This window comes from Biostraticola tofi, from assembly GCF_004343195.1.
Classification (GTDB): Bacteria; Pseudomonadota; Gammaproteobacteria; order Enterobacterales; family Enterobacteriaceae; genus Biostraticola; species Biostraticola tofi.
On record NZ_SMCR01000003.1, the window covers coordinates 523,948 to 545,474 of the forward strand.

The following is a 21,527-nucleotide window of genomic DNA, read 5'->3' on the forward strand; positions in this document are numbered from 1 at the left end:
TTCGCCGGTGTGTACCACTGCGCGCCCGATTTCCGTTTTGCCCGTCACGGCAAATACCCATCGCGGCGCGGCGATCCTCAACAGGGGCGATTATGGTGCTGTATTTGATTCGGCGATTGATCCTGGCCGCAGCAGTGATGCTGGTGGCGATTTCGGTGTTGTTTTGTCTGGTGTTCGTGGTGCCGGGCGACCCCGCCTCGGTGGCGCTGGGGCCGCGGGCGACCGAGGCGCAAAAACAGGCGCTGCGCGGGCAAATGGGTCTGGACCAGCCTGCGCCGGTGCAGATGGGGCGCTTTATCGCGCGAGTGGTGCAAGGGGATTTGGGCGAGGACGTGCTAACCCATCGTCCGGTAAATCAACTGATCGCCAGGGCGCTGCCGAACACGCTGCTGCTGGCATTGTCTGCCATTGCCTGGGCGATGCTGCTGGGCATACCGCTGGGCTGTTATGCCGCGCTGCGGCAAAACGGCTGGGGAGACAAATTAATAGGTGTGGTGTCGATAGGCGTTATCTCGCTGCCGGCGTTTGTGGTGGCGATTTACGCCATGCTGGTGTTTTCCGTCACGTTGCGGTGGTTTCCGGCGATAGGCGGCGGGCGCGTCGGTGATATTGGTTCCCAGTTCCACGCACTGGTGTTGCCCGCCCTGACCGTCAGCCTGAGCTGGGTCGGCTATCTGGCGCGCTTGGTGCGCGCGTCCATGCTGGAAGTGCTGAAAGAGAACCATATCCGCACCTACCGCGCCTTCGGCATCAGTGATGCGCGCATTGTGCTGCGCTACGCACTGCCGATAGCGGTGGTGCCAGTGGTTTCCGTGCTGGGCGTTGGTATGGGATCGTTGCTGTCCGGCGCAGTACTGACCGAAATTGTGTTTGCCCGCCCGGGACTGGGGAAACTGGCCTACGACTCGGTGATATCGCGTAATTTCCCGGTGGTAATGGGAACGGTGGTTATCACGTCGATGCTGTACGTGCTGGCCAACCTGATAGCCGATTTACTGAATACCTTGCTCGATCCCCGTACTCGCCAGGAGATGTCATGATGGATGTCACGACCAATACGTTGACGCCGCAAGTCACACCGGCGGCTCCCGCCGCCAACGCGCGGTCATGGTTACGCGTACCGCTGCTGGTGTGGGGAACCGGGATGGGACGTTTCGCGCTGATTTGCGTCAGCGTGATGATCCTGGGCGCGGTCTTCGCGCCCTGGCTGGCGCCGCATGATCCCTTTGCCATCAAAGCGGCGCTGCGCCTGAAAGGGCCGAGTATCGCCTATTGGCTAGGGAATGACCAATTGGGACGCGATGTGTTCTCGCGTCTTATCTACGGCACCCGCATTGCTATGACGGTGGCTTTTCTCGGCGCGGGATGTGCACTGCTGATCGGCACGTTACTTGGCCTGGTGGCGGGGTATGGCCCGCGTCAACTCGATACCTTGTTGATGCTGTTGTGCGATTCTGTGATGTCGATTCCGATGATCTTGTTCGCTCTGGCCGCGGTCACGGTAATAGGGTCGAGCGTCTCGACCATTATCGTGATTGTGATGACGTTTATGGCGCCGGGCTACTTCAGGGTGGTGCGCAGCCAGACGCGGGTGCTGCGCCAGCGGGAGTATGTCATTGCTGCGCGCGCAATGGGCGCATCGCCGTTTAGCGTGGTGACCCGGCACTTGCTGCCAAATATGGCCGGTACGCTGCTGGTGCTGGTGGCGATGGATATTCCGGCGGTTATCGCCATCGAGTCCGGGCTGAGCTTTCTCGGCCAGGGGGTGCAGGCACCCAACGCCAGTTGGGGCACGGTATTGAATGACGGCTATGCATGGATCCGCCAGGCGCCCCATATCGTTATCGCCGCCGGTGCACCGATTATTATCGCGACCCTGGGGTTTACCTTTCTCGGCGAAGCGTTACGCGACGCGCTGGACCCACGCACGACTCGCGCCGCAAAAAAAGGAGTAACTCGATGAGTTTGCTGGAAATCGATGATTTATCCGTCACCTATGAATCTCCCGATGGACCGTTGCAGGCGCTGCGCAACGTATCTTTGCGGCTGGAAAAAGGTGAGGTGCTGGGGCTGGTGGGTGAGAGCGGCTCCGGCAAATCGACGCTGGTCAGCGCATTGCTGATGCTGTTGCCGGACAACGTGCGCACCAGCGGACGGCTTGGCTGGCACGGCAACGATCTGTTAGCCCTGCCGACCCCGGCGCGCCGTCAGCTACGCGGCAACGGTATTGCCACTGTTTCCCAGGATCCGTTTACTGCCCTCAACCCGGTGGTGACTATCGGCAAACAGCTGGTGGCGTTCCAGCACCATAAAGCCGGCTCCCGGCGCGAGAAACAGACGCGCGCTGTTTCCATGCTGGAGCGCGTCGGTATCTCCGACCCGGCGGGACGAATGAAGCAATATCCCCATGAACTGAGCGGCGGCATTCGCCAACGTATCGCCATCGCGGCGGCCCTGCTCACCGAACCGGAACTGTTGATAGCCGACGAACCGACCACCGCGCTGGACGCCACCACCGAAATGCAGGTGGTGGAGCTGCTAAACGCCAGCCGCCGTCTGGTGGACGGGGCGATTATCTTCGTCACCCATGATTTGCATCTGGTCAGTTCGCTTTGCGACAAAGTGGCGGTGATGTATGCCGGTGAAATCATTGAAACCGGCCCGTGCCGGGAGGTGTTCGCCTCACCATTGCACCCGTACACCCGGGCGCTGTTGGCCTGCGATCCGGCGCGTATCGATACGCCGACTCGCGAGCTGCCGTTTATTGCCGGCTCGGTACCGGTGCCTGGCATGGAGCGGGTGGGCTGCCCCTTTCAGCCGCGCTGCAGCGAGGCATTTGCTCCCTGCGAGCGCGTAAATCCGCCGGCGATATTCTCCGCCGACGGTGCGCGGATGGTTTGCTGTCATAAGGGGATTAAACATGCTTGAGATCGACGATGTGGTGGTGCGGTACAAAATGGGAGGCCTGTTCAACCGCCTGAAAACCGGCGCGCCCCGCCATATAGAGGTGCTGGCGGGCGTCAGCCTGCAGGTACCCGCGGGCAAAACCGTTGGGCTTATCGGCGAAAGCGGCAGCGGCAAAACCACTCTGGGTCGCGCGGTTATCGGCATGGCGCCGGTGAGTCGCGGCACCATTGTGGTGAACGGCAGGGAGCCGCGTGACGGCAGCGACTTTTCCTGGCGTCCAGTGCGACGCGAAACCGGGCTGATTTTTCAAGATCCCATGGCGGCACTCGACCCGCGCATGACGGTGGCCCAATTGGTGACAGAGCCGTTCGCGGTCAATGGTCTGGCGGTGAACCGCCGGCAAACCGCGGCGCGGCTGCTGGACCAGGTCGGACTGTCGTCGCTGTTTCTCGATCGCTATCCCCATCAATTATCCGGCGGCCAGGCGCGCCGGGTGGCGGTGGCGCGCGCCGTGGCGCTGCGACCGAAGCTGATTGTTGCCGATGAGCCCACCGCCGGGCTGGATCTCTCAGTGCAAGGCGAGCTGTTGAACCTATTGACTAAACTGCAGCGCGAGCTGGGAATGAGCTACCTGATTATCACTCACAATCTGGCCATCACCCGACATGTTACCGACCGCATCGCGATTATGTACCTTGGCCGTATTGTGGAAAGCGGACCGACGGAGGCGCTGTTTCGCGCGCCTGCGCACCCCTATACCCATGCGCTGCTGAGCGCAAAACAGAAAAACAGCAGCGGTGCGCTACCGGGGGACATTCCCACGTTGACGCACCGGCCACAGGGCTGCGAGTTTCATACCCGTTGCCCGATGGCGACGGAACGTTGCCGCCAAGAAGCGCCGTCGTTGCGCAGGTTGCGCGATGAGCATCAGGTGTCTTGTCACACCCCTTTGATTAATGGTTAAACGCCGCACGCGGTACAGGAGAGGTTTCATGAAGGGTCCTTTAATGAATAGACGCGAATTATTGAAAACGATGGCTATCCTGGCGGCGGGTGCATCCAGCTCAGCGCTGTTGCCCGGCGGAATACGTATGGCGAGCGCTGCCGACGGCGCGCAGAAAATTCTCCGTGTGCAAAACGATCAGGACATCACCAATCTTGATCCGGCGAACCGCAGCGGGTGGTATGACGAAATGGTGATGTTTGCTATTTATTCCGGGCTATGCCAGTACCAAGATGGCACCGACTGGGGCTGGCAGCTTGATGCCGCCGAAAAGTTGGAGCAGGTCGACCCGGTGACTATCCACTTTAGGCTAAAACCCGGTATTTTGTGGAGTGGCGATTTTGGCGAGATGACGGCGGAGGATGTGAAATACTCCTACGAGCGTTTTCTCGACCCTACGCTGTCGGCGATTTACGCCAGCGATTGGGCCGCGCTCGATCATGTGGAAGTGACCAGTACCTACGAGGGCATTATCCATCTTAAACATCCGTTCGCCCCGCTGTTTACCAGCACCTTGCCCCATGCCTCCGGACTGATTATATGTAAAAAAGCGGTGCAGGCCAGCAAAGACCAAAAAATCGGTACCGATCCGCTGGCCTGCTCTGGCCCTTACCGCATCGGTAACTGGACGCCGCGGGAAAAGCTCACTCTGGTGCGCAACGAGCGCTGGCGTGGCGCGGCCACTGATTTCGACCAGATCCAACTGATACCTATTGGCGATCTCAACACCGCGGAAATGGCCTTCGAGGCCGGCGATCTGGATATGACCAAGATTAACCTCAGCGCGGTGGCTAAATACCAACAGGGTAATGGCGACGCAACGTTGACCCTGCGTCCGGCGCTGGCGTACACCTGGCTGGGGATGAACGTAGATCACCCCAAACTTAAAGACCTGCGCGTGCGTCGAGCCATTCAGCAGGCAATCGACGTGCCCGCGGTGCTTGACGCGGGATTTGGCGGTGCGGTGAAACCGGCATACGGCTTGGTGCCGCCACCGCTGCCGGGTGCGCGCGGCAAAACGATTTACCCGTACTCCCCCGATACGGCAAAAGCGCTATTAAAACAGGCTGGCGTTTCCGGGCTGCAGCTGCGTCTGGACTTCAGCGCCTCCACGGATATCAGCACCATCGCCCAGGTGATTCAGGCGCAACTGGCAGAAATAGGCATTACGCTTGAAATAAATCAAATGGATGGCGCGGCGTTCGTCGCCGCAGGGCAGGAGTCCGCGGGGGATGGCTGGAAGGACTCGCAACTGCGTATCACCACCTTTACCACCGCTCCAGACCCCAGTTGGGTCACTGCCTGGTTTACCTGTTCCCAGGTCGGCATTTGGAATACACAGCGCACCTGCGAGGAAACATGGGACACGCTTAACAGCGAAGCGGCGGTGGAGCAGGACGCGGCCAAACGGGCGGCGATGTATGTCAAGCTGCAGGACAAGCTTGAAGAAACCGGCGCCTACGTTTTCCTCTATCACGGCAGCAATGCGTGGGTGACGCCGACCTCCATCAAAGGCGCCTGGACACCGGATGGCCAGTGGCCTTTGTTTCGCGACATTAAACGCGTCTGACCGGGCCCCCGCGATTTCGCTACCTCGCGCCTGACGCTTTGTTCGGCGCTTTTCAACCTTTATCAGAGTGACCTGATGCGGGAGCTATTTTGACGACTGCACGTATTCCTCTTACATCCAAAAAAGGATTCAGGAGCCTGGGAAGTGCACTACAGCACCCTAATTATCGCCGGTTTTTTAGCGGTCAATTTTTATCGGTTATCGGTAACTGGGTGCAAACCATCGCGCTGGGCTGGCTGGTGTGGCGCCTCGGACTGGCCTCGCCCTGGTTGCTAGGGCTGCTGGCGTTTTGCAGTCAGGGGCCGATTTTGCTGTTTGGACTGTTTACCGGCGTCATCGTTGACCGCTGCGACAGGCGGCGCTTGCTGATTGCCACCCAAACCGGTCAGACCCTGCTGATGGCCTTGCTGGCGCTGTTAACCTTTACCCACAGTATTACCGACCACATCGCCATTATAGTGGCGCTGGGACTGGGGCTGATAAGTGCCTTCGATCTCCCGGGGCGCCAATCGCTGGTGGTGGATTTAGTGGTGTATGAAGACTTGAGCAACGCCCTGGCGCTTAACTCGGTCATTTTCAATGGCGCGCGTCTGGTAGGCCCGGCGCTGGGCGGATTACTGGTGGAGCAGGTGGGCGAAGCCTGGTGTTTCGCCCTGATAGCCGTCTCGTATATTCCGCTGATTGCATTTCTCTCGACGATGCGCATTCCCGCCCGCGTCATCCCGCCGCGCGTTGGCGGGATAGTGCAGGAGATGCAGGAAGGGCTGCGCTTTTTGCGACAAGATAGCGACGCGCTCCGGATCCTGCTGCTGGTGGGACTGTGCAGCCTGACCAGCGTGCCCTATTTTTCCTTCCTGCCCATGCTGGCGGATAAGGTGCTGCATAACGGTGCTGGCGGGGCGGGGATGTTGATGAGTATCACCGGCATCGGCGCGCTGATAGCCGCGCTGCGCCTTGCCTGGAAAAGCGATATCGCGGCGATGCGCCCCTGGCCGCTGTGGGCCTCGGTGATGCTGGCGCTGGCGCAAATCGCCCTCGGGCTGTCCCACTACTTTTGGCTGAGCGGCATCATTGCCGGACTTATCGGCTATGCCATTTTGACGCAAAACCTGGCCTCGAATTCGTTGCTGCAACTCCGGGTGCCGGATGCCCTGCGCGGACGGCTGATGTCATTTTATTCGATGATGCTTATCGGCACGGTACCGGTGGGAGCCATTATTTGCGGCGTGTTGGCCGCTGCCATCGGCCTGCCGCTGACACTGATTATCGGCGGTGTGTCGTGTCTGCTCGGCAGCGCGGCAATAGCGGCCTGGGCGGCGATGACCGCCCGGCAACGCACAGCAGAAAAACCTTAATATCCTGGAGGAACACATGTCTGAATCAATTAACACCGCGCCCGCGGCCGCAGATTACCAACAGGTCACCATTCCCCTGCAGGACGGCACGGTGCTGACCGCCCGGCTGTGGCTGCCGACTGGCGAACGCACGGTGCCGCTGGTGATGGAGTGGATTCCCTATCGTCAGTCCGACAATACCGCGGTGGGCGATTCGATGGTGCATGGCTATTTTGCTCAGAACGGCATCGCCGGGCTCCGGGTCGACCTGCGCGGCAGCGGGAATTCTACCGGTCTGCTGCATGACGAATATCTGCCCCGGGAGCAGGACGATGCCCTGGAAGTTATCGAATGGGTGACCGACCAGCCGTGGAGCAATGGCAGCGTGGGCATGATCGGTATCTCTTGGGGCGGCTTCGCGGCTTTACAGGTAGCGGCACGCCGTCCGCCCGCGCTAAAGGCGATTATCACCTGCTGCTCTACTGATGATCGATACCGCGACGACGTCCACTATATGGGCGGCGCGCTGCTCACCGACGGCCTGCAGTGGGGCAGCGGGTTGTTTACCCAGTTGGGACGGCCGCTGGATCCGCACTATGCCGGCGACGCCTGGCGCGAACACTGGCTGGCGCGGCTGGCAGGGATGGCGCCGCCGTTGAACACTTGGCTGGCGCACCCGCAACCGGATGCTTACTGGCGTCATGGCTCCATCAATCAGGACTACAGCGCGATACAGTGCCCGGTCTATGCGGTCGGCGGTTGGACCGATGGCTATTCCGACGCTATTTTGCGCATGATGGAGCATTTATCGGTACCGCGTCAGGCGCTTATCGGGCCATGGACCCATATTTACCCGCACTGGGGCATCCCCGGCCCGGCAATGGATTTTCTGGCGCAGTGTGTGCGCTGGTGGCGGCATTGGCTGCTGGATGAGGATAGCGGCGTCATGGAAGACCCCATGCTGCAGCTCTGGCAGGGGGAAAATCTGCGGCCCGACGCGGCGGATCTGGCCATTGACGGCCACTGGATTTGCGCGCCGCGCTGGCCACTGGCGCAAGCGGAACAGCGCTACTGGCTTGAGCCTGGGCGGCTGACGGATCAACCGCTGGCGTCCCAGCCGGCATTGGTGGTGGATAGCCCAGTGCATTGCGGGCTGCTGGCGGGAGAATGGTGTCCGCGCGATGGCGGAGGCGGCGCGCCGGAATTCCAGCACGATCAACGCCCGGACGACGGGCTTTCCTGCTGTTTCGATACCCCGCTACTGACAGAAGAACTGGTCGTGCTCGGCAAAGCAACGCTGCGGCTGCAGGTCGCCTTCGACTCGCCGTCCGCGATGTTGGTGCTGCGCCTGAATGAAGTGGCGGCCGACGGGCGTTCCGGACGGGTTACCTTCGGCGTCCATCGACTGACACGCCCACAGGGTGTCGCCGCGGGCGAACCCTTTCCGGTGGAATTGCCGTTAAAAGGGGTCAGCTATCGCTTCGCGCCGGGCAAGCGCCTGCGGCTGGCGCTTTCTACTACTTATTGGCCGATGGTGTGGGCGGAGCCGGAGCAGGGGGCGGTGCGCCTCTTCCCGTCCAGCGCCTGCCTGCATCTGCCGCTGCGCCCCGCCGAGGCGACCGATAAGCGTAACCCATTCGCGCCGGCGAGCGAAGCGCCGCCCATTGCCCATGAGGTATTGGCACACGAGGTCAGCACGCGGCAAATTCACTGGGATGCCGGCAGCGACCGCTGGCAGTTGACCATGGATGCCCAGCGTCAGAAAACCCGGATTGAGGAGCTGAGCTTTGATGGCGAAAGCCACGATGTCTATGAAATTGGCCGCACGCGCGACAGCGCCAGCATGACATCGCAACGTATTCAGCGCTATGTCCGTCCCGGCTGGCATATCGAGCTGCGCACGGATATGCGCCTGTGCTGGGTGGAGGGGAAGCTGCAACTGACGTCGCGTTATGAGGCCTATGAAAACCAACAGAAGGTGTTTGAACGCCAATGGCACCAACAATTCGAGACCGGAAAAAGTGCTTGAGCGTCAAGGCAGTCGCGTCGTAGACAAAAATTGTATGACGCATCGGCCCGAAACTCGGACATAGTAAGATTTTGCCCGGCGGCCAAGGAGAGTGGTTAAGTGACAGTCGGTATGCTCAACGCGAGACCTTGCGTATTCACCTTTCTGCTGGGGGATGATTTTTCCATGATGAGCCTGGCGGCGGCCATAGAGCCGCTGCGTTCCTGCAACCGCCTGCAGGAAAAACAGGCATTCCGCTGGCATCTGGCCAGCCTGAATGGAGAAACCGTAACGGCCGCCAACGGGATAGCCTTCGCTACTCTCCCGGTAAGCGAGGTATTGGCGCACACCGATTATCTGTTTATTTGCGGCGGTGAGCGGGTGGTGGCTCCGCGCGTTGAACGGGGTTATTTGGCGATACTGCGTCAGGCGGCGCGCCAGGGGTTGGCTATCGGGGCGTTGTCCACCGGGACGTTTTTGCTGGCGAAATGCGGCCTGCTAAAGGGCTACCGCTGCACCATCCATTGGGAAAGCCTGTCGGCATTTAGCGAGAGCTGGCCCGATATTCATTGCACCCGCACCCTGTTTGAAATCGATCGCAACCGGCTAACCTGCGCCGGCGGCACGGCGGCGATGGATATGATGCTGCACTTGATAGGCGATCGTATCGGCCAGCCGGAGGCCCAGGCGGTGGCCAGCCAGTTTCATCATGACAGAATACGCAATATGGCCGAACAGCAGCGCGGCGGCGCGACGCTACAGACGGTGGCGCCGCCCACGGTACAAAGCGCCATCGCGGTGATGAGGGCGCATCTGGAAAACCCGCTGATGATGGATGACCTGGCTCACCGCGTCGGCGTTGGCAAGCGCCAGCTGGAGCGCCTGTTCGCCCAGTATGTGGAGAAAACACCCCAGCGTTTTTATCTGGAATTACGCCTGCAGCAGGCGCGGGAAATGCTGATCTATTCCGACCAGTCGGTCATTGATATTGCCCTGTCGGTGGGATTCAATTCCACCTCACACTTCGCCGCCTGGTTCCGCCGGGTGTTCGGCATTCTGCCGTCCAGAGTCCGGCGTGGGCGGCGCGGTAAATATCAGTGATCCGCCAGGTGATACGCATTTGAACGCCGATCCTGTAGACCCGGATGCTGCTGTCGCCAACGCTTAAGGGCAGAGATATCCAGATCGGTGATTAGCGTCCCGGCGCCGGCGCCGGCCAGCGCAGCCAGCGGCTGTCCATCCGGGCCGGCCAGGCGGCTCATGCCGATGCAGGGCGATGGGCCGTGAGAGTCTCCGCGATTGGCGAACACGACAAAATAACCGTTCTCGTAAGCGCGGGTAGGGACCACCTGCTGCGGGATTAGCTCATACCCTTGCGTGGTGGCGCTGATACACAACAGGCACGCCGCGCCCTGCTGCGCATACTGTCGGCTCAGTTCCGGAAAATCCAGGTCGTAACAAATCGCCATGCCGAAGCGGATTTCGTTCAGCACGAAGGACTGCAGATCCTCACCGGGGGTAAACAGTGCGCTTTCGTAACCCGACCATAAATGGATTTTTCGGTAGTTCGTCAGGCATTCCCCCTGCGGGCCAATGGCGCACAGGGCATTATACAGCCGTTCTCCCGCCTGTTCCGCATAGCCAAACACCAGGGTCTGCCGACGCCGGCGCGCCAGGTCGGCTATTTGGCGCAGGGTATCGCCATCGCGCGCCAGCGCCTGCCGGCGGATCCGCTGCGGACAGTCATAGCCGCACAGCGCCAACTCCGGCCATATCACCATCTGCGCGTCGGGCAATCGGTCGATGGCCGCCGTCATCCAGGGGATGATTGCCGCTTCCCCGTTGGGAGCGTCGTCTACCTGTACCAGGCCGATACGCATTATTGCTCCTCTCCCTCATACGGGAACAAAAGGACATTGTCCGGGAAAAAAGCGAAACGGTGGCGCCACTGCCGACTAAAACAGAGCTCATCGCCGTGGTGGGCTTGGAGTGTCGACTCCAGTTGCCAGCCCTGCTCATCGCAGGTCAAAATGCTGCGGGTATCAAGGGTGGCCCGCCAACCGCCGCGGGTAAAGCTGGCGTGGCGCACCGCTTCGCTCCGGGCGTCGGATGGATCCCGTGCGTTGATCCGATAATGTTCATGCCCCAGCGCTTCCAGGCGCAGGCCAGTTTCGGCGATGCGCAGTGCGCCGAGGTTGCGCACTACCTCAAGCGTGGTATCGCCATCGCCCATCTCCCGCGATAAACGCAGACGGCCGCGTTCGGGCGGCACCAACACCTGTGCGGCCAGCGGCGGCGGCGCCCATGCCTCGCCCAGCCTGGGGGCTTCACAGGCGTTATGCCGCACCGGCAGTTGCATATGGCCGGCGCTTAATGTCAGCGTGGTGAGCCAGGGCAGCGGCGCGGCCAGCGGCCAATAAGCCGACGAGACCGCCAGCCGCAGGCGATAGCCGACCGGCACTTCAAAAGCCGCCGCCTTTAGCGCCAGGGAAACCGTGTATTCCTCGCCGGGACAGAGCGCCTGGTGCTGGTCGACGCCGTCGCGTTGACACAGGTTAAGCAGGCCATAACTGATGCGGATACTGACGCCGTCTGGCGCCACGGCGTTGAGACGCACCGCCGCCAGCGCCTGGGGCCGGTCTGCGCTTAGCGATAGCGCCACCTGTACCTGTCCGACCAACTGCAGCGTTGCCTTCAGCGGCGGGCTGTCGAAGCAGCAAGAACCGGCATCGTCCTCCCGTTGATCGCCGGGCATATCCGGCCCTGAACCATAAGGGCACCATTCGCCGGAGGCTAGCCCGGTGGTGGCCGGCGAACAGACGCTGCGGCAGAAGACTTCCGCGGGCTCAGTCTGCAATCCCTGCGGCGACAGATACCAGGTGTGCGGCGCAATGGCCGGGCTCGGCCAGGTGGCCTCTGCCGTCCAGTGCCCCAGCCGATTATCATAACGGGTGCGCGGCGCTTGGGCTTCCTGCATCCAGTAGGTCAGCATCGGCTCGTCCATTATTCCGCTATCCTCGCCCTTTAGCCAGTGATCAAACCAGCGCTTAAGGTAGTGGATAAAGTCCATGCGCGGTCCCGGCGAGGCGACATGGGGAAACGCGTGCCCCCACGGACCGATAAGCCCTTTGCGCGGCGCCGACAGCCCGGCCAGCAAGCGTGGGACGGTGTTGGTATAGCCGTCCGCCCAGCCACCGACCGCCAGCACTGCAGCTTCTATTGCGCCATAATTTTCGCACACCGAACCGCTTCGCCAGTAGGCGTCGCGCGTCGGATGGCTCATCCAGCGCGCCGCCGGTGGGGTATCCATCGCCGCCAGCCGCTCTAGCCACTGGTCCTTCCAGCGTTCGCCGACAATCGCCGGATCGGGCGGGGTTGGCGTCCAGGTGAATAACGTGGCGCCGTATTGCAGGTTGTCGCTGAGCAGCGCGCCACCCATATAGTGCATATCGTCAGCGAAACGGTCGTCGGTGGAGCAGGCGGTGACAATGGCCTTTAGCGCCGGGGGGCGCAGCGCGGCGATTTGCAGTGCGTTGAACCCGCTCCAAGAGATGCCTATCATGCCGACATTGCCGCTACACCAGGGCTGGGAGGCTATCCAGCCGATGACTTCACAGGCGTCCCGCCACTCCTGTGGCGTATATTCGTCGTTCATCACCCCATCAGAGTCGCCCGCGCCACGCATGTCGACACGAATGGCGGCATAACCACAATCAGCCAGCGCCGGATGAAGAATAGCGTCATCGCCTCGATGGCGGTCACGCCGCCGATAGGGCAGATATTCCAGCACCGCAGGCACCGGCGCCGCGCTTGCCGGCAACCACAGCCGCGCCGCGAGACGGCAGCCATCGCTGAGGGTTATCCATTCGGTTTCAACGATACGCATCGATTTTCCTAACAGGCGAGCCACGAATAAGGGCTATTCTGGCATAGCCCACGACAGAAAAGGCCAGGTTTACGACCTGTTTTAAGGCGGATGCGACAGAGGGAGATGTCAGGAGACATGCTGGGTCAAGAGGAGACCTGTCAGCAGGCCGAAGGAGGATGTTGATCTCTTCCCTGAAAATCACCTCCTGCTCTTTAGGTTCTGTCATAAAGAGGGTGCTCTGAGAGGAAAAACATACTGGGCAACGCCGGGCGGAGGGCGTGAAAAAAATGAATCTTTCGAGCATGCCGCTATACGCGAATTATGTAAGGAAGTCATTCGCGATTATCATTGGTGGACAATAGAAGAAACCATACACACCAATGAGACAATTTTTCCACGCGATTTAATCATTAACATACTTGAAAGCAAGTCAGCCTGATCTTCGATGTTAACTGCATCATGATATCCTGAACGTTCGCTTCTGGCACTCAGGAGCCGCTCAGGCCCAGCATGGCAAGGAAACAATAATATCAATCAGGGCGCTAAGCCAGTTCTGGCAAGGCTCATGGTTCCACGGCGTAATAATTCGCTATGATGATAAAAATGAACAGGATATCGAAGATGAAAACAGTCGAATTTTTACTGTACACCCTAAAACCCGGCACCGGGAAAGACTTCCACAGGATAATGATGGAGGAGAGTGCTCCACTTCACCGTCTAGCGGGTATGGATATCATTTCTTTTGGTATATCAGCCCATGACGACGATGCTTACTATTTGATCAGAGCTTATGATAGCCTCTCCCAGCTGAAATCCTCTCAGGAATCTTTTTATAACAGCGAAGAGTGGCGTCTTGGCCCCCGGCAGGCCATTATCGATAGAATCAGTGTCAGCGTTAAATCCGTGCTCATGCTTAGCAACAATGCAATTGAGAATTTACGATCCAGCTGATTGTTCAGCATGGGCTTTCTGCCCATCACAGCAAAATCTTTAAGTTGAACTGTTGATGTATGCCTGAGCCGTTCATCTGGTGATATGAGGTGTCTTAACGGCAGCTTAGAGCGAAAAGCAGAATGACGTGGTTAGCGCAGCGGGTCCGTGGCCGGTATTTTTATCTCTATCTGATAGAAGACATTTTTAGTCGAAAAATTGTCGGTTACGAAGTTCATGAAGAGGAAAATGGCGAGCATGCCGCCGCTCTGCTGCATCGTACCGTATTACGTGAACGGTGCTACCGGCAACCGTTGGTGCTGCACGCCGACAACGGTGCACCCATGAAGTCTCGGACGTTAAAGGCAATACGGGAAGAACTGAATATCACGGGTTCGCACAGTCGGCCTCGGGTCAGTAATGATAATCCGTATGTGGAGTCACTGTTCAGGACGTTGAAATACGTCCCGCTATGGCCGTCAGCCGGCTTCGTCGATCTGGAAGAAGCCCGACAGTGGGTCGAGCGCTTTAGTCGATGGTATAACGAAGAGCATAGGCATAGCGCCATCGGTTATGTGACGCCGGAACAACGCCATCAGGGACAAGATAGTAGCCTGCTGGCAAACAGGAAAGCAGTATATGAGGCGGCCAGGAAAATCCGCCCGAAACGTTGGTCAAAACCATTGGGGCGGTATATAAGATTTACGGCACATATCCAGATAATATGACCACCATTGCATCATCGCCCAGCGGGCTTCCAGATGTTCTGCTTTGTGGATATAAGCCATGTGCTCGGTATTGCGCTCCAGATGACTCATCTGGCGTTCTACTGCGTCCTTTGCCCATAAACCCGATTCCATCAGCGCACTGCATGCTATCGCCCGGAAGCCGTGGCCACACATATCCTTTTTCGTGTCGTAGCCCATCAGCCGCAGTGCCTCGTTGACCGTGTTTTCACACATCGGTTTATACGGGTCATGGTCGCCGGAGAAGACCAGTTCATTATTACCGGTGATATCCTTAATCTGTTTCAGAATGGCGATGGCCTGTTCTGAAAGGGGGACGATATGCGGCATTCGCATTTTGGCACCGCGCCCGGAATAACGCACTCCAGCAATGGGTTCTCGCGTCGCGGGTATGCGATCGGCGCAGATGCTGTACATTCAGGTGGTGTAGCGCTTCACGGCTACGAAAGTACAGCGTTTTATAAATTGTCTCAGGTGATATTCGCAGTGTTTTTTGACGCGGCTTGGTTCGCCTTAACCATCCTGATACTTGCACTGAAGACCACTTCATCTCCAGCTTTTCCAGAACAAGCTCTCGCAACGGCAAATTCTGATCCAGTAAGCACGGTTTTGGTCTTTTCGCCATCCTGTCGTCCGTTAAAAAAATGATGGACATCATCTTTGACAATTGGACGAGCAATTAACAGACGGCACTGAGACGACGCTTACTAAGAACCCTCAACGAAACGGTAAAGTAGATGCGCCTCTCTCTACCGGGGGAGTGCGCCATTGACAGTACGTCTGTTTCGCTGCCGCTAACCTTCGATCGCCTGTTTGCGTCCCCAGGTGTGTCTCGGTCGATTTAAATTGAATTAACCAACGGCCGGAGTCGGGAAACGGTCTCGGGCAGTTGCTGACGTAACAGACAATCCAGATAATCATCCGTGCTGAAAAGGGGATTTTTCAGTGAAGCACGATGTGCCCTGGCAGCATCAAGGACCGTGCTGATATGTAGATCTGCCAGCTCGGAAATAAATTTGTCTGGGTGAATGGCGTGGAGGTTGTATGCCTTTAAAGCAATCTTGGGGAAATCTTTTAGGTTAAAGGTCACGATGGCTTCAGCCTGAGCCACTATAGCAGCTGCCACGACATGCCGGTCATCAACATCCGGCAGGCCGACAATACCGGAAATAAGAGAACGATGCCCCGTAACCAGCGCGCCTGGCACGTAACTGTCCATTAAGCTCACGAACCCTTTGCAGTTTTTCCCTATCAAGGTCTGGTCGGTTCAGCAGAAGATTACGGATCCATTCTTCATGTATGTCCTCTGTCCAGCGGGCCCTGAATTGATCCCCAACAGCCAGGTACATTAAAAAACTGCGCAGTGGGGCGGGATACAGAACGCACGCGTCCAGAATAACCGTATAGTGTGAACTCATTCGTAACCGAGCCCCAATTCCTGATCGAGCGCAGACAGTTCGTCAAGTGCTGATATTCGCGCAGCGCGGGTCCGTTCACGGTAAGCCACAATATCCGTGTAGCGTAATTTTCGACGGTTACCGATGCGATGATAGGGAATTTCGGCGTTATCCAGCATCCTGATGAGGGTAGGCCTCGAGACATTCAACATGTCTGCCGCTTCCTGGGTCGTCAATTCCGATCCAATCGGGATAAGCTTGACGGAATTGCCGTCGCCCAATTCAGTTAATACGTCAATAAGCAGACGCAAAGCACTGACCGGGATGTCCATGTTATGCACCACACCCTGTCTATCTGTCATTGTTACTTTTTGTATTTCTGCTCGGGTTTCAAGCACCGCGGACAATTCACGGCTGCTCAACCTGGCCAGTGCGGCTTCCTCAGAGGAGGGCCGCTTTTGCTGAAGATGATTCATCGTGATTTTCTCCGTTACGAATTTTTAGAGTTATCCGCAATATTCGAACGCTATGCAAGTTATTCGCAATATGCGAACGAGGAGTGGTTTCTTTTAGAACAACCGCAGGTCGCGTCCGACTCCAGGTTGCGCAAAGCGCAGGACTAGACACTGAAAAGACGGCCAGCAGCTCTGCGTTACCGGGATGACGATCGGGGGTTGATCTGTTGCCCTACGCCGACAACAAAATTTGATCTGTCATCCTCGCCAATCTGGGTCCAATCACGTCTGGCAGTTAGCTCTGTGCCAAAGCGGACATTATCACCGCCACCATATGTAAGCATGTCATTCGAAATAGGAGTGATACTCAGGCACTCTGATGTCAGATATGTACATGAAAAATTCCGAAAAAAAACCTAATTCACGACCTCAATCGTGTTCCAGGACGCCCGGTTACGGAACCTGATATATACAAGTTGCACAATTCATCTCTACAGGGTTATTTATGATGTGCATACGAGCTTTTTGTTTATTGTCTGTGTTCCTTTACTGCATACAAGTGCAGGCATCCCCAGGCTTTCGTCAGATAACGCTATCAGACCCAAAGTCCGAAACTCTAAATTTGACTGTGTGGTATCCAGTTTCTTCTGAGGGAAGAACAGTTAATATAGGAAGTAATCCCGCTTTCGTTGGCGTTACGGTGAACCCCGATGCACCCCCATTACCTGGAGTACATCCTCTCCTGGTTATTTCACACGGATATAACGGAAACTGGCGGAATTTGTCCTGGATTGCTGCGGCGATGGCTGCAGAGGGATATATTGTTGCCGCCCCGGATCATCCAGGCACTACCACTTTTGATCAGAATCCGTTAGATGCTAAAAAGTTGTGGCGACGTCCGCACGATATTTCTCGGGTTATTGATTTCGTCATAGATTCGCCCGCACTTTTCGGGGCAACGGACAAGGGACGTATTGCTGCTTTAGGGCATTCTCTTGGCGGATGGACGGTAATGTCGCTAGCGGGTGCGCGATTTAAACCCTCCCTGTTTATCCACGATTGTCAAAACCATCCCAAACGGGGCGACTGCCGGTTAACAGAAAGACTTGGCATAAATGAAACGCTTTCTCTGGAAAAAATATCCGCAAATAACAGGGATGCAAGGATCCGGGCTGTAGTCTCTCTTGATCTAGGATTAGCACCTGGTTTTACCCCTAAAAGTCTGAATACTATCAATATTCCCGTCCTGATTTTAGCTGCACAGGCGGACAGATTGGCAGAATTACCCGCAGAGCAGGAGTCTGGATACCTGGCTGCCGAAATGAATCCAAATAGGAGGCAATATGAGACCGTTGAAGGCGCGACACATTTCAGTTTCATGCAGCTTTGTAAACCCGGCGCTGAAAATATCCTAAACGAAGAATCACCTGGTGACGATGTTGTGTGCCAAGATAGCCTCCATGCAAAGAGATCGAATATTCATCAAAATCTGGTTCGTAAGATCAGTGCATTCCTGAATTCTACGCTTGATTACGCGGCATCTTCTGTCGGAACAAGGTAGGTGATACGCCAGACACTCGCAGAAATTCACGATTAAAATTTGATTTAGTCGTGAATCCAGACTCCAACATTATATCCGTCACAGGCAATGGGGTGTTTAACAGCCGTTCCTTTGCCCATTCAATCCTGAAGCCATTGATCCACTGCGATACATTGCATTGACTTACCGTATTGACTGCACTTGAAAGTTGTCGTGCTGGTATACCTGTTTTTCTGGCCAGAATACTCAGTGTTAGGTCGGGATTAAGATAGATTTTTGTTTCACGAACGTGTTTCTCGAGTCTACTATAAATCTCCTCAAACTCTCCCGCGGGTACTACAATACTCTCGGGGGACGTTTCTTCCCGCTTATCATTTCCTGATACAGCTGTCCTTCCCGCACTGACAATAGCCGCGGCGATGAGAGGAAGCAGTGTCATTTGGAAAATGACAATCATACCCGGAGCCTGTTTTCCACCGGTGATGCTGAAGTCAAATGTAACCGCAAGATCTGTCATTGCAGATATACACAGAAAGCAGCCTGCGAAAAAAGCCATCTTTACCGTATGTGTTGACTCCGCCAGCCGATTCAGTGTGAAGTTACGCTCCCCCTGCCATGCAATACGAAAGAGGCCACATCCGTATCCTGTAAAAATGATAAATAGGATGAAATCAGTCGCCGCCGGCCAAACCATCCTGAGCAATAAGGCAATGGTTGGGGGTAATAGCAGCAATATCCAGCGACGCTGCTTACTGATTTCAGTCATTGAGATGAAACTGTGCCACGCGAGAGGGGGCAGAAGTATTGCCAAGACGGATTGAATGTTCCTAAGCATGGCTGACTCGTATTCCCAGCGCAGAGTGCTTACAGAAAGAAGGACTGTGCAGGCAATAAGAAAACGCAGTGTACCGCTGTGGCGATTTTTTTCAGGAAATAGCACCATTACTATTAGAACTAATAGCGCAAGCAAAGTAATAACAGGAAAGGGGACAGAAAACATAACCACAGTACCATCATAAAAATTTACAAGGCATATTTACACACATGAAGGTAATCTGTCTCCTTCAACGTAGTACAAACAGTACAACAATCCATTAAGACGCGATTTGTCTCTGGAAGATTTATCTCATCTCTAACCCTTCTCATTCTTTGATGATCCGTCTGCCTGATCCTACCCACGTAATGTGGACATGGTCCTTAGCGAGGTTATGGTTTTCAAATTGTTCCGGGCGTTTAGGCCGCCAGAGCGCCATTTGCAATGCATCACACGTAAGCTGTGCCGTCATACGCAGTGACATCGACCAGCCAATTACGGTACGCGACCACAGGTCGATGACCACCGCCAGGTACAACCAGCCCTCGTCCGTACGTAAATACGTGATGTCACCTGCCCACTTTTGGTTCGGGCCGCTGGCGCTGAAGTCCTGATTCAGCAGATTATCTGATACAGGCAGACCATGTTCACGATAGCTGACCGGGCTGAACTTCCGGGTAGCTTTCGCCCGCTGCCCCTGACGACGGAGGCTGGCGGCAATGGTTTTGATGTTGTACTCCGCTAGTTCATCAGCGAGACGTGGCGCACCATAACGCTGTTTCGCCTCAGTGAATGCCTTACGGACAGCAGCATCATAGATGAGCCTGAACTGCTGTCGCTTGCCTGGCTGATGGCTGCGCAGACGCCAGACATACCAGCCGCTGCGCGCAACCCGAAGCACACGACACATGGTTTTGACGCTAAACTCAGCCCGATACTTTTCGATAAAGGCATACTTCATTTCAGGCGCTTCGCGAAGTATGTCGCGGCCTTTTGGAGAATGGCCAGCTCTTCTGCCTGCTCCGCCAGGCATAAAGCTGTGATTCATACAGGCTGAGTTCTCGGGCAGCAGCGGCAACACCGATGCGTTCTGCAAGCTTCAGGGCTTCGCTGCGACATTTAGGCGTGTGTTGCTTACGGGATTTTTTGCTGGTTGATGCTGGTGTTGTCATGAGTCACCTCTGATTGAGAGTTTGCTCACTTAGTCGCGTGTCCACTATTGGTGGGTAAGATCAATTTCATCAGGCTTTCTGATAAGGGACAGCATTCTAATCCATGCATCCAGTAATTCCGGGGTAACTGGCGCTACTGAAAATCCTGAATGATAGAGATAAGCGTCACCAGTGTCGGGAATCTTGTCCAGCAGATCGGCAATGATTTCAGGCTTGGGCGTCAGGCTGACAGCCAGATAAGGTGCATTTGTAACGTAATCAGGAAACACATTCTACTGCGGGTAAGTCTACTGACATGACAAAATAAGTAGCTGGATTGTAGTTTAATGTCCTTCCGCCGACAGTCATGCTTTTTGAACCTGTCAGGATCAGATTAATCATAGGCTCATAAACAGCAGAAAGTCTGTGCTCAGGAATTTCTCCCTGCACCATTGCTGCCCGGGGAATTCCCGTCTCTGTTCGCTGATTTCCGGCTCCGGATGCCAGTTCTCATAGTTCGCGTAATTTATTTTCCATCAGCGATTGATAACACGTCTCCGTTACCCACAACAGCATAAAAGCAGAATCGGGCAACAATCAAAGCGGATCGCATAAGCCAGCGATAATCCCGGCGCGTAACCTGTGTAGCGTATTCTTTCAGTTACAGGAGCAATCATGAAACACGTTCTGATTACCGGGGGCAGCAGGGGAATTGGTGCCAGCACAGCGATCGAGTGTGCAAGGCGTGGATTTGGCGTCATTCTGACGTGGAACAACCAGGCTGAATCAGCGCAATCCGTTGTCAAGAGCATCCAAGCCTCCGGTGGTAAAGCCATTGCTATGAAGCTGAATGTTGGCGACGTCGGTAGTTTTGATGAGTTCCGAGCTGCACTTGAGCGAGTGATGAAAGCACAATGGAATACAACAGGTCTTGATGGCCTCGTTAATAACGCCGGCTACGGACTCTTTAACCCCATTGAAGCCGTAACTGAGGAACAATTTAATGGCTTGATGAATGTGCATCTCAAGGGGCCATTCTTTCTGATACAGAAGCTGCTGCCTCTTCTGCGCAGAGACTCCTGCATTGTCAATATCACAAGCGCTACCACGCGTGTCGCCACCGCTGGTGTCGCCCCTTACGCAGCATTTAAGGGGGGGCTTGAAGTCCTGAGTCGCTACATGGCGAAGGAATTTGGCGAACGTGGGATTAGAGTGAACGCAGTATCACCTGGCCCCATCCGCACTGAACTTGGTGGTGGGCTTAATGACGAATTTGAATCTCTGCTCGCTTCACAAACTGCGCTGGGACGCGTTGGTGAGCCTCATGAAGTCGCTCGGGTGATTGCCTCTTTGCTGACGGACGATGGGGGCTGGATCATTGCGCAGTCAATCGAGGTTGCGGGTGGCTATAACGTCTGATAAAGGAATTTATTTTGCTTGATCATATTTTTATCTCAGTCAGTGACCCTGTACGTTCAATCGCATTTTATGAGCGCGTACTGCCTGTTCTTGGCATCGTAAACCGCCATGACTATGACGGTGCGCAGGGGCCTCATGGACACCCTGACCTTAAAGGATTTGGTGCAAATGGCCGGATATTTTTCTGGCTCAGGCAGGGGACTGTTTGCGCTGATGCTGTCCACGTAGGTTTCATCGCAGAATCGGAGTTCATGGTTGTAATGGTCTAATCAAACCGGACACTTTGTTAGAGATATAATGAGCAACGCTAACGAGGTGAGAATGCGAAGAAAAACATTTACCCATGAGTTCAAGCAGGAATGTGTCAATTTGGTTTTGCAGCACA

The 21,527-nt window shown here is 56.2% G+C and carries 17 protein-coding genes and 6 pseudogenes; 14 read left to right on the forward strand and 9 right to left on the reverse strand.

Annotated features, from left to right (window positions below; all coding sequences use genetic code 11):
- Positions 1 to 92 precede the first annotated feature (92 nt).
- From EDC52_RS09710 to EDC52_RS09745, 8 genes are all read left to right on the forward strand, one after another.
- Positions 93 to 1,040: an ABC transporter permease gene (locus tag EDC52_RS09710; protein WP_131865118.1), complete on the forward strand. Its 948-nt coding sequence runs from the start codon at positions 93 to 95 to the stop codon at positions 1,038 to 1,040.
- Positions 1,037 to 1,963 carry an ABC transporter permease gene (locus tag EDC52_RS09715; RefSeq protein WP_230467994.1) on the forward strand — a complete coding sequence of 309 codons (927 nt, stop codon included), beginning with the start codon at positions 1,037 to 1,039 and terminating at the stop codon, positions 1,961 to 1,963. Before EDC52_RS09710 ends, EDC52_RS09715 begins: the two co-directional genes overlap by 4 nt.
- Positions 1,960 to 2,928, forward strand: a complete 969-nt coding sequence (locus tag EDC52_RS09720) for an ABC transporter ATP-binding protein (protein ID WP_131865119.1) — start codon at positions 1,960 to 1,962, stop codon at positions 2,926 to 2,928. Before EDC52_RS09715 ends, EDC52_RS09720 begins: the two co-directional genes overlap by 4 nt.
- The gene (locus EDC52_RS09725; protein WP_131865120.1) at positions 2,921 to 3,871 is read left to right on the forward strand and encodes an oligopeptide/dipeptide ABC transporter ATP-binding protein; all 951 of its coding nucleotides are present in this window, start codon (positions 2,921 to 2,923) and stop codon (positions 3,869 to 3,871) included. Before EDC52_RS09720 ends, EDC52_RS09725 begins: the two co-directional genes overlap by 8 nt.
- A gap of 43 nt (positions 3,872 to 3,914) precedes the next feature.
- Complete coding sequence (locus EDC52_RS09730) at positions 3,915 to 5,480, forward strand: ABC transporter substrate-binding protein (RefSeq protein ID WP_230467995.1); 1,566 nt, start codon at positions 3,915 to 3,917, stop codon at positions 5,478 to 5,480.
- An 89-nt stretch (positions 5,481 to 5,569) separates the two neighbouring features.
- On the forward strand, positions 5,570 to 6,835 hold the full coding sequence (locus EDC52_RS09735; protein WP_165911684.1) for an MFS transporter: 1,266 nt from the start codon (positions 5,570 to 5,572) through the stop codon (positions 6,833 to 6,835).
- Positions 6,836 to 6,851: 16 nt separating this feature from the next.
- Positions 6,852 to 8,843, forward strand: coding sequence for a CocE/NonD family hydrolase (locus EDC52_RS09740; protein WP_131865123.1), 1,992 nt, complete (start codon positions 6,852 to 6,854; stop codon positions 8,841 to 8,843).
- Positions 8,844 to 8,942: 99 nt separating this feature from the next.
- Positions 8,943 to 9,923 carry a GlxA family transcriptional regulator gene (locus EDC52_RS09745; RefSeq protein ID WP_230467996.1) on the forward strand — a complete coding sequence of 327 codons (981 nt, stop codon included), beginning with the start codon at positions 8,943 to 8,945 and terminating at the stop codon, positions 9,921 to 9,923.
- Here the strand turns inward: EDC52_RS09745 and EDC52_RS09750 are convergent.
- Together EDC52_RS09750 and EDC52_RS09755 are read right to left on the reverse strand one after the other, a co-directional pair.
- Positions 9,917 to 10,702, reverse strand: a complete 786-nt coding sequence (locus EDC52_RS09750) for a nitrilase-related carbon-nitrogen hydrolase (RefSeq protein ID WP_131865124.1) — start codon at positions 10,700 to 10,702, stop codon at positions 9,917 to 9,919. The two genes, EDC52_RS09745 and EDC52_RS09750, sit on opposite strands and share 7 nt — an antisense overlap.
- Positions 10,702 to 12,708: a CocE/NonD family hydrolase gene (locus tag EDC52_RS09755; RefSeq protein ID WP_131865125.1), complete on the reverse strand. Its 2,007-nt coding sequence runs from the start codon at positions 12,706 to 12,708 to the stop codon at positions 10,702 to 10,704. Before EDC52_RS09755 ends, EDC52_RS09750 begins: the two co-directional genes overlap by 1 nt.
- Before the next feature lie 187 nt (positions 12,709 to 12,895).
- On the opposite strand from EDC52_RS09755, the gene EDC52_RS09760 reads away from it, so the two are divergent.
- The 3 genes and pseudogenes from EDC52_RS09760 to EDC52_RS09770 form a co-directional block, all read left to right on the forward strand.
- Positions 12,896 to 13,129 (forward strand): NUDIX domain-containing protein, encoded by a 234-nt coding sequence (locus EDC52_RS09760; protein ID WP_131865166.1) that lies wholly within the window; start codon positions 12,896 to 12,898, stop codon positions 13,127 to 13,129.
- 182 nt (positions 13,130 to 13,311) lie between these two features.
- Positions 13,312 to 13,641, forward strand: a complete 330-nt coding sequence (locus EDC52_RS09765) for an NIPSNAP family protein (protein WP_131865126.1) — start codon at positions 13,312 to 13,314, stop codon at positions 13,639 to 13,641.
- Between the two features lie 122 nt (positions 13,642 to 13,763).
- Positions 13,764 to 14,348, forward strand: a pseudogene (locus EDC52_RS09770) (transposase); the annotation flags it as partial.
- Here the strand turns inward: EDC52_RS09770 and EDC52_RS09775 are convergent.
- The 4 genes and pseudogenes from EDC52_RS09775 to EDC52_RS09790 form a co-directional block, all read right to left on the reverse strand.
- A pseudogene (locus tag EDC52_RS09775) lies at positions 14,295 to 14,759 on the reverse strand (tyrosine-type recombinase/integrase); the annotation flags it as partial. The pseudogenes EDC52_RS09770 and EDC52_RS09775 overlap by 54 nt on opposite strands.
- Positions 14,737 to 14,997, reverse strand: a pseudogene (locus EDC52_RS09780) (hypothetical protein); the annotation flags it as partial. The pseudogenes EDC52_RS09775 and EDC52_RS09780, both read right to left, overlap by 23 nt.
- A gap of 210 nt (positions 14,998 to 15,207) precedes the next feature.
- Positions 15,208 to 15,585, reverse strand: a complete 378-nt coding sequence (locus EDC52_RS09785; RefSeq protein ID WP_230467997.1) for a hypothetical protein — start codon at positions 15,583 to 15,585, stop codon at positions 15,208 to 15,210.
- Positions 15,586 to 15,780: 195 nt separating this feature from the next.
- Complete coding sequence (locus tag EDC52_RS09790) at positions 15,781 to 16,239, reverse strand: helix-turn-helix domain-containing protein (RefSeq protein WP_131865129.1); 459 nt, start codon at positions 16,237 to 16,239, stop codon at positions 15,781 to 15,783.
- 487 nt (positions 16,240 to 16,726) lie between these two features.
- Here EDC52_RS09790 and EDC52_RS09795 point away from each other — a divergent pair, with 487 nt between their 5' ends.
- Positions 16,727 to 17,779, forward strand: coding sequence for an alpha/beta hydrolase family protein (locus EDC52_RS09795; protein WP_268990348.1), 1,053 nt, complete (start codon positions 16,727 to 16,729; stop codon positions 17,777 to 17,779).
- Here the strand turns inward: EDC52_RS09795 and EDC52_RS09800 are convergent.
- The 3 genes and pseudogenes from EDC52_RS09800 to EDC52_RS09810 all read right to left on the reverse strand — a co-directional run.
- On the reverse strand, positions 17,739 to 18,758 hold the full coding sequence (locus EDC52_RS09800; protein WP_131865131.1) for a helix-turn-helix domain-containing protein: 1,020 nt from the start codon (positions 18,756 to 18,758) through the stop codon (positions 17,739 to 17,741). The two genes, EDC52_RS09795 and EDC52_RS09800, sit on opposite strands and share 41 nt — an antisense overlap.
- 208 nt (positions 18,759 to 18,966) lie before the next feature.
- Positions 18,967 to 19,744 (reverse strand): annotated as a pseudogene (locus EDC52_RS09805) (IS3 family transposase); the annotation flags it as partial.
- A 62-nt stretch (positions 19,745 to 19,806) separates the two neighbouring features.
- Positions 19,807 to 20,230 (reverse strand): annotated as a pseudogene (locus EDC52_RS09810) (AraC family transcriptional regulator); the annotation flags it as partial.
- Positions 20,231 to 20,398: 168 nt separating this feature from the next.
- Between EDC52_RS09810 and EDC52_RS09815 the strand changes: the two are divergent.
- Together EDC52_RS09815 and EDC52_RS09820 are read left to right on the forward strand one after the other, a co-directional pair.
- A complete protein-coding gene (locus tag EDC52_RS09815; RefSeq protein WP_131865132.1) occupies positions 20,399 to 21,142 on the forward strand; it encodes an SDR family NAD(P)-dependent oxidoreductase in 744 nt (247 codons plus the stop codon).
- A 14-nt stretch (positions 21,143 to 21,156) separates the two neighbouring features.
- Positions 21,157 to 21,399, forward strand: a pseudogene (locus EDC52_RS09820) (VOC family protein); the annotation flags it as partial.
- Positions 21,400 to 21,527 lie beyond the last annotated feature (128 nt).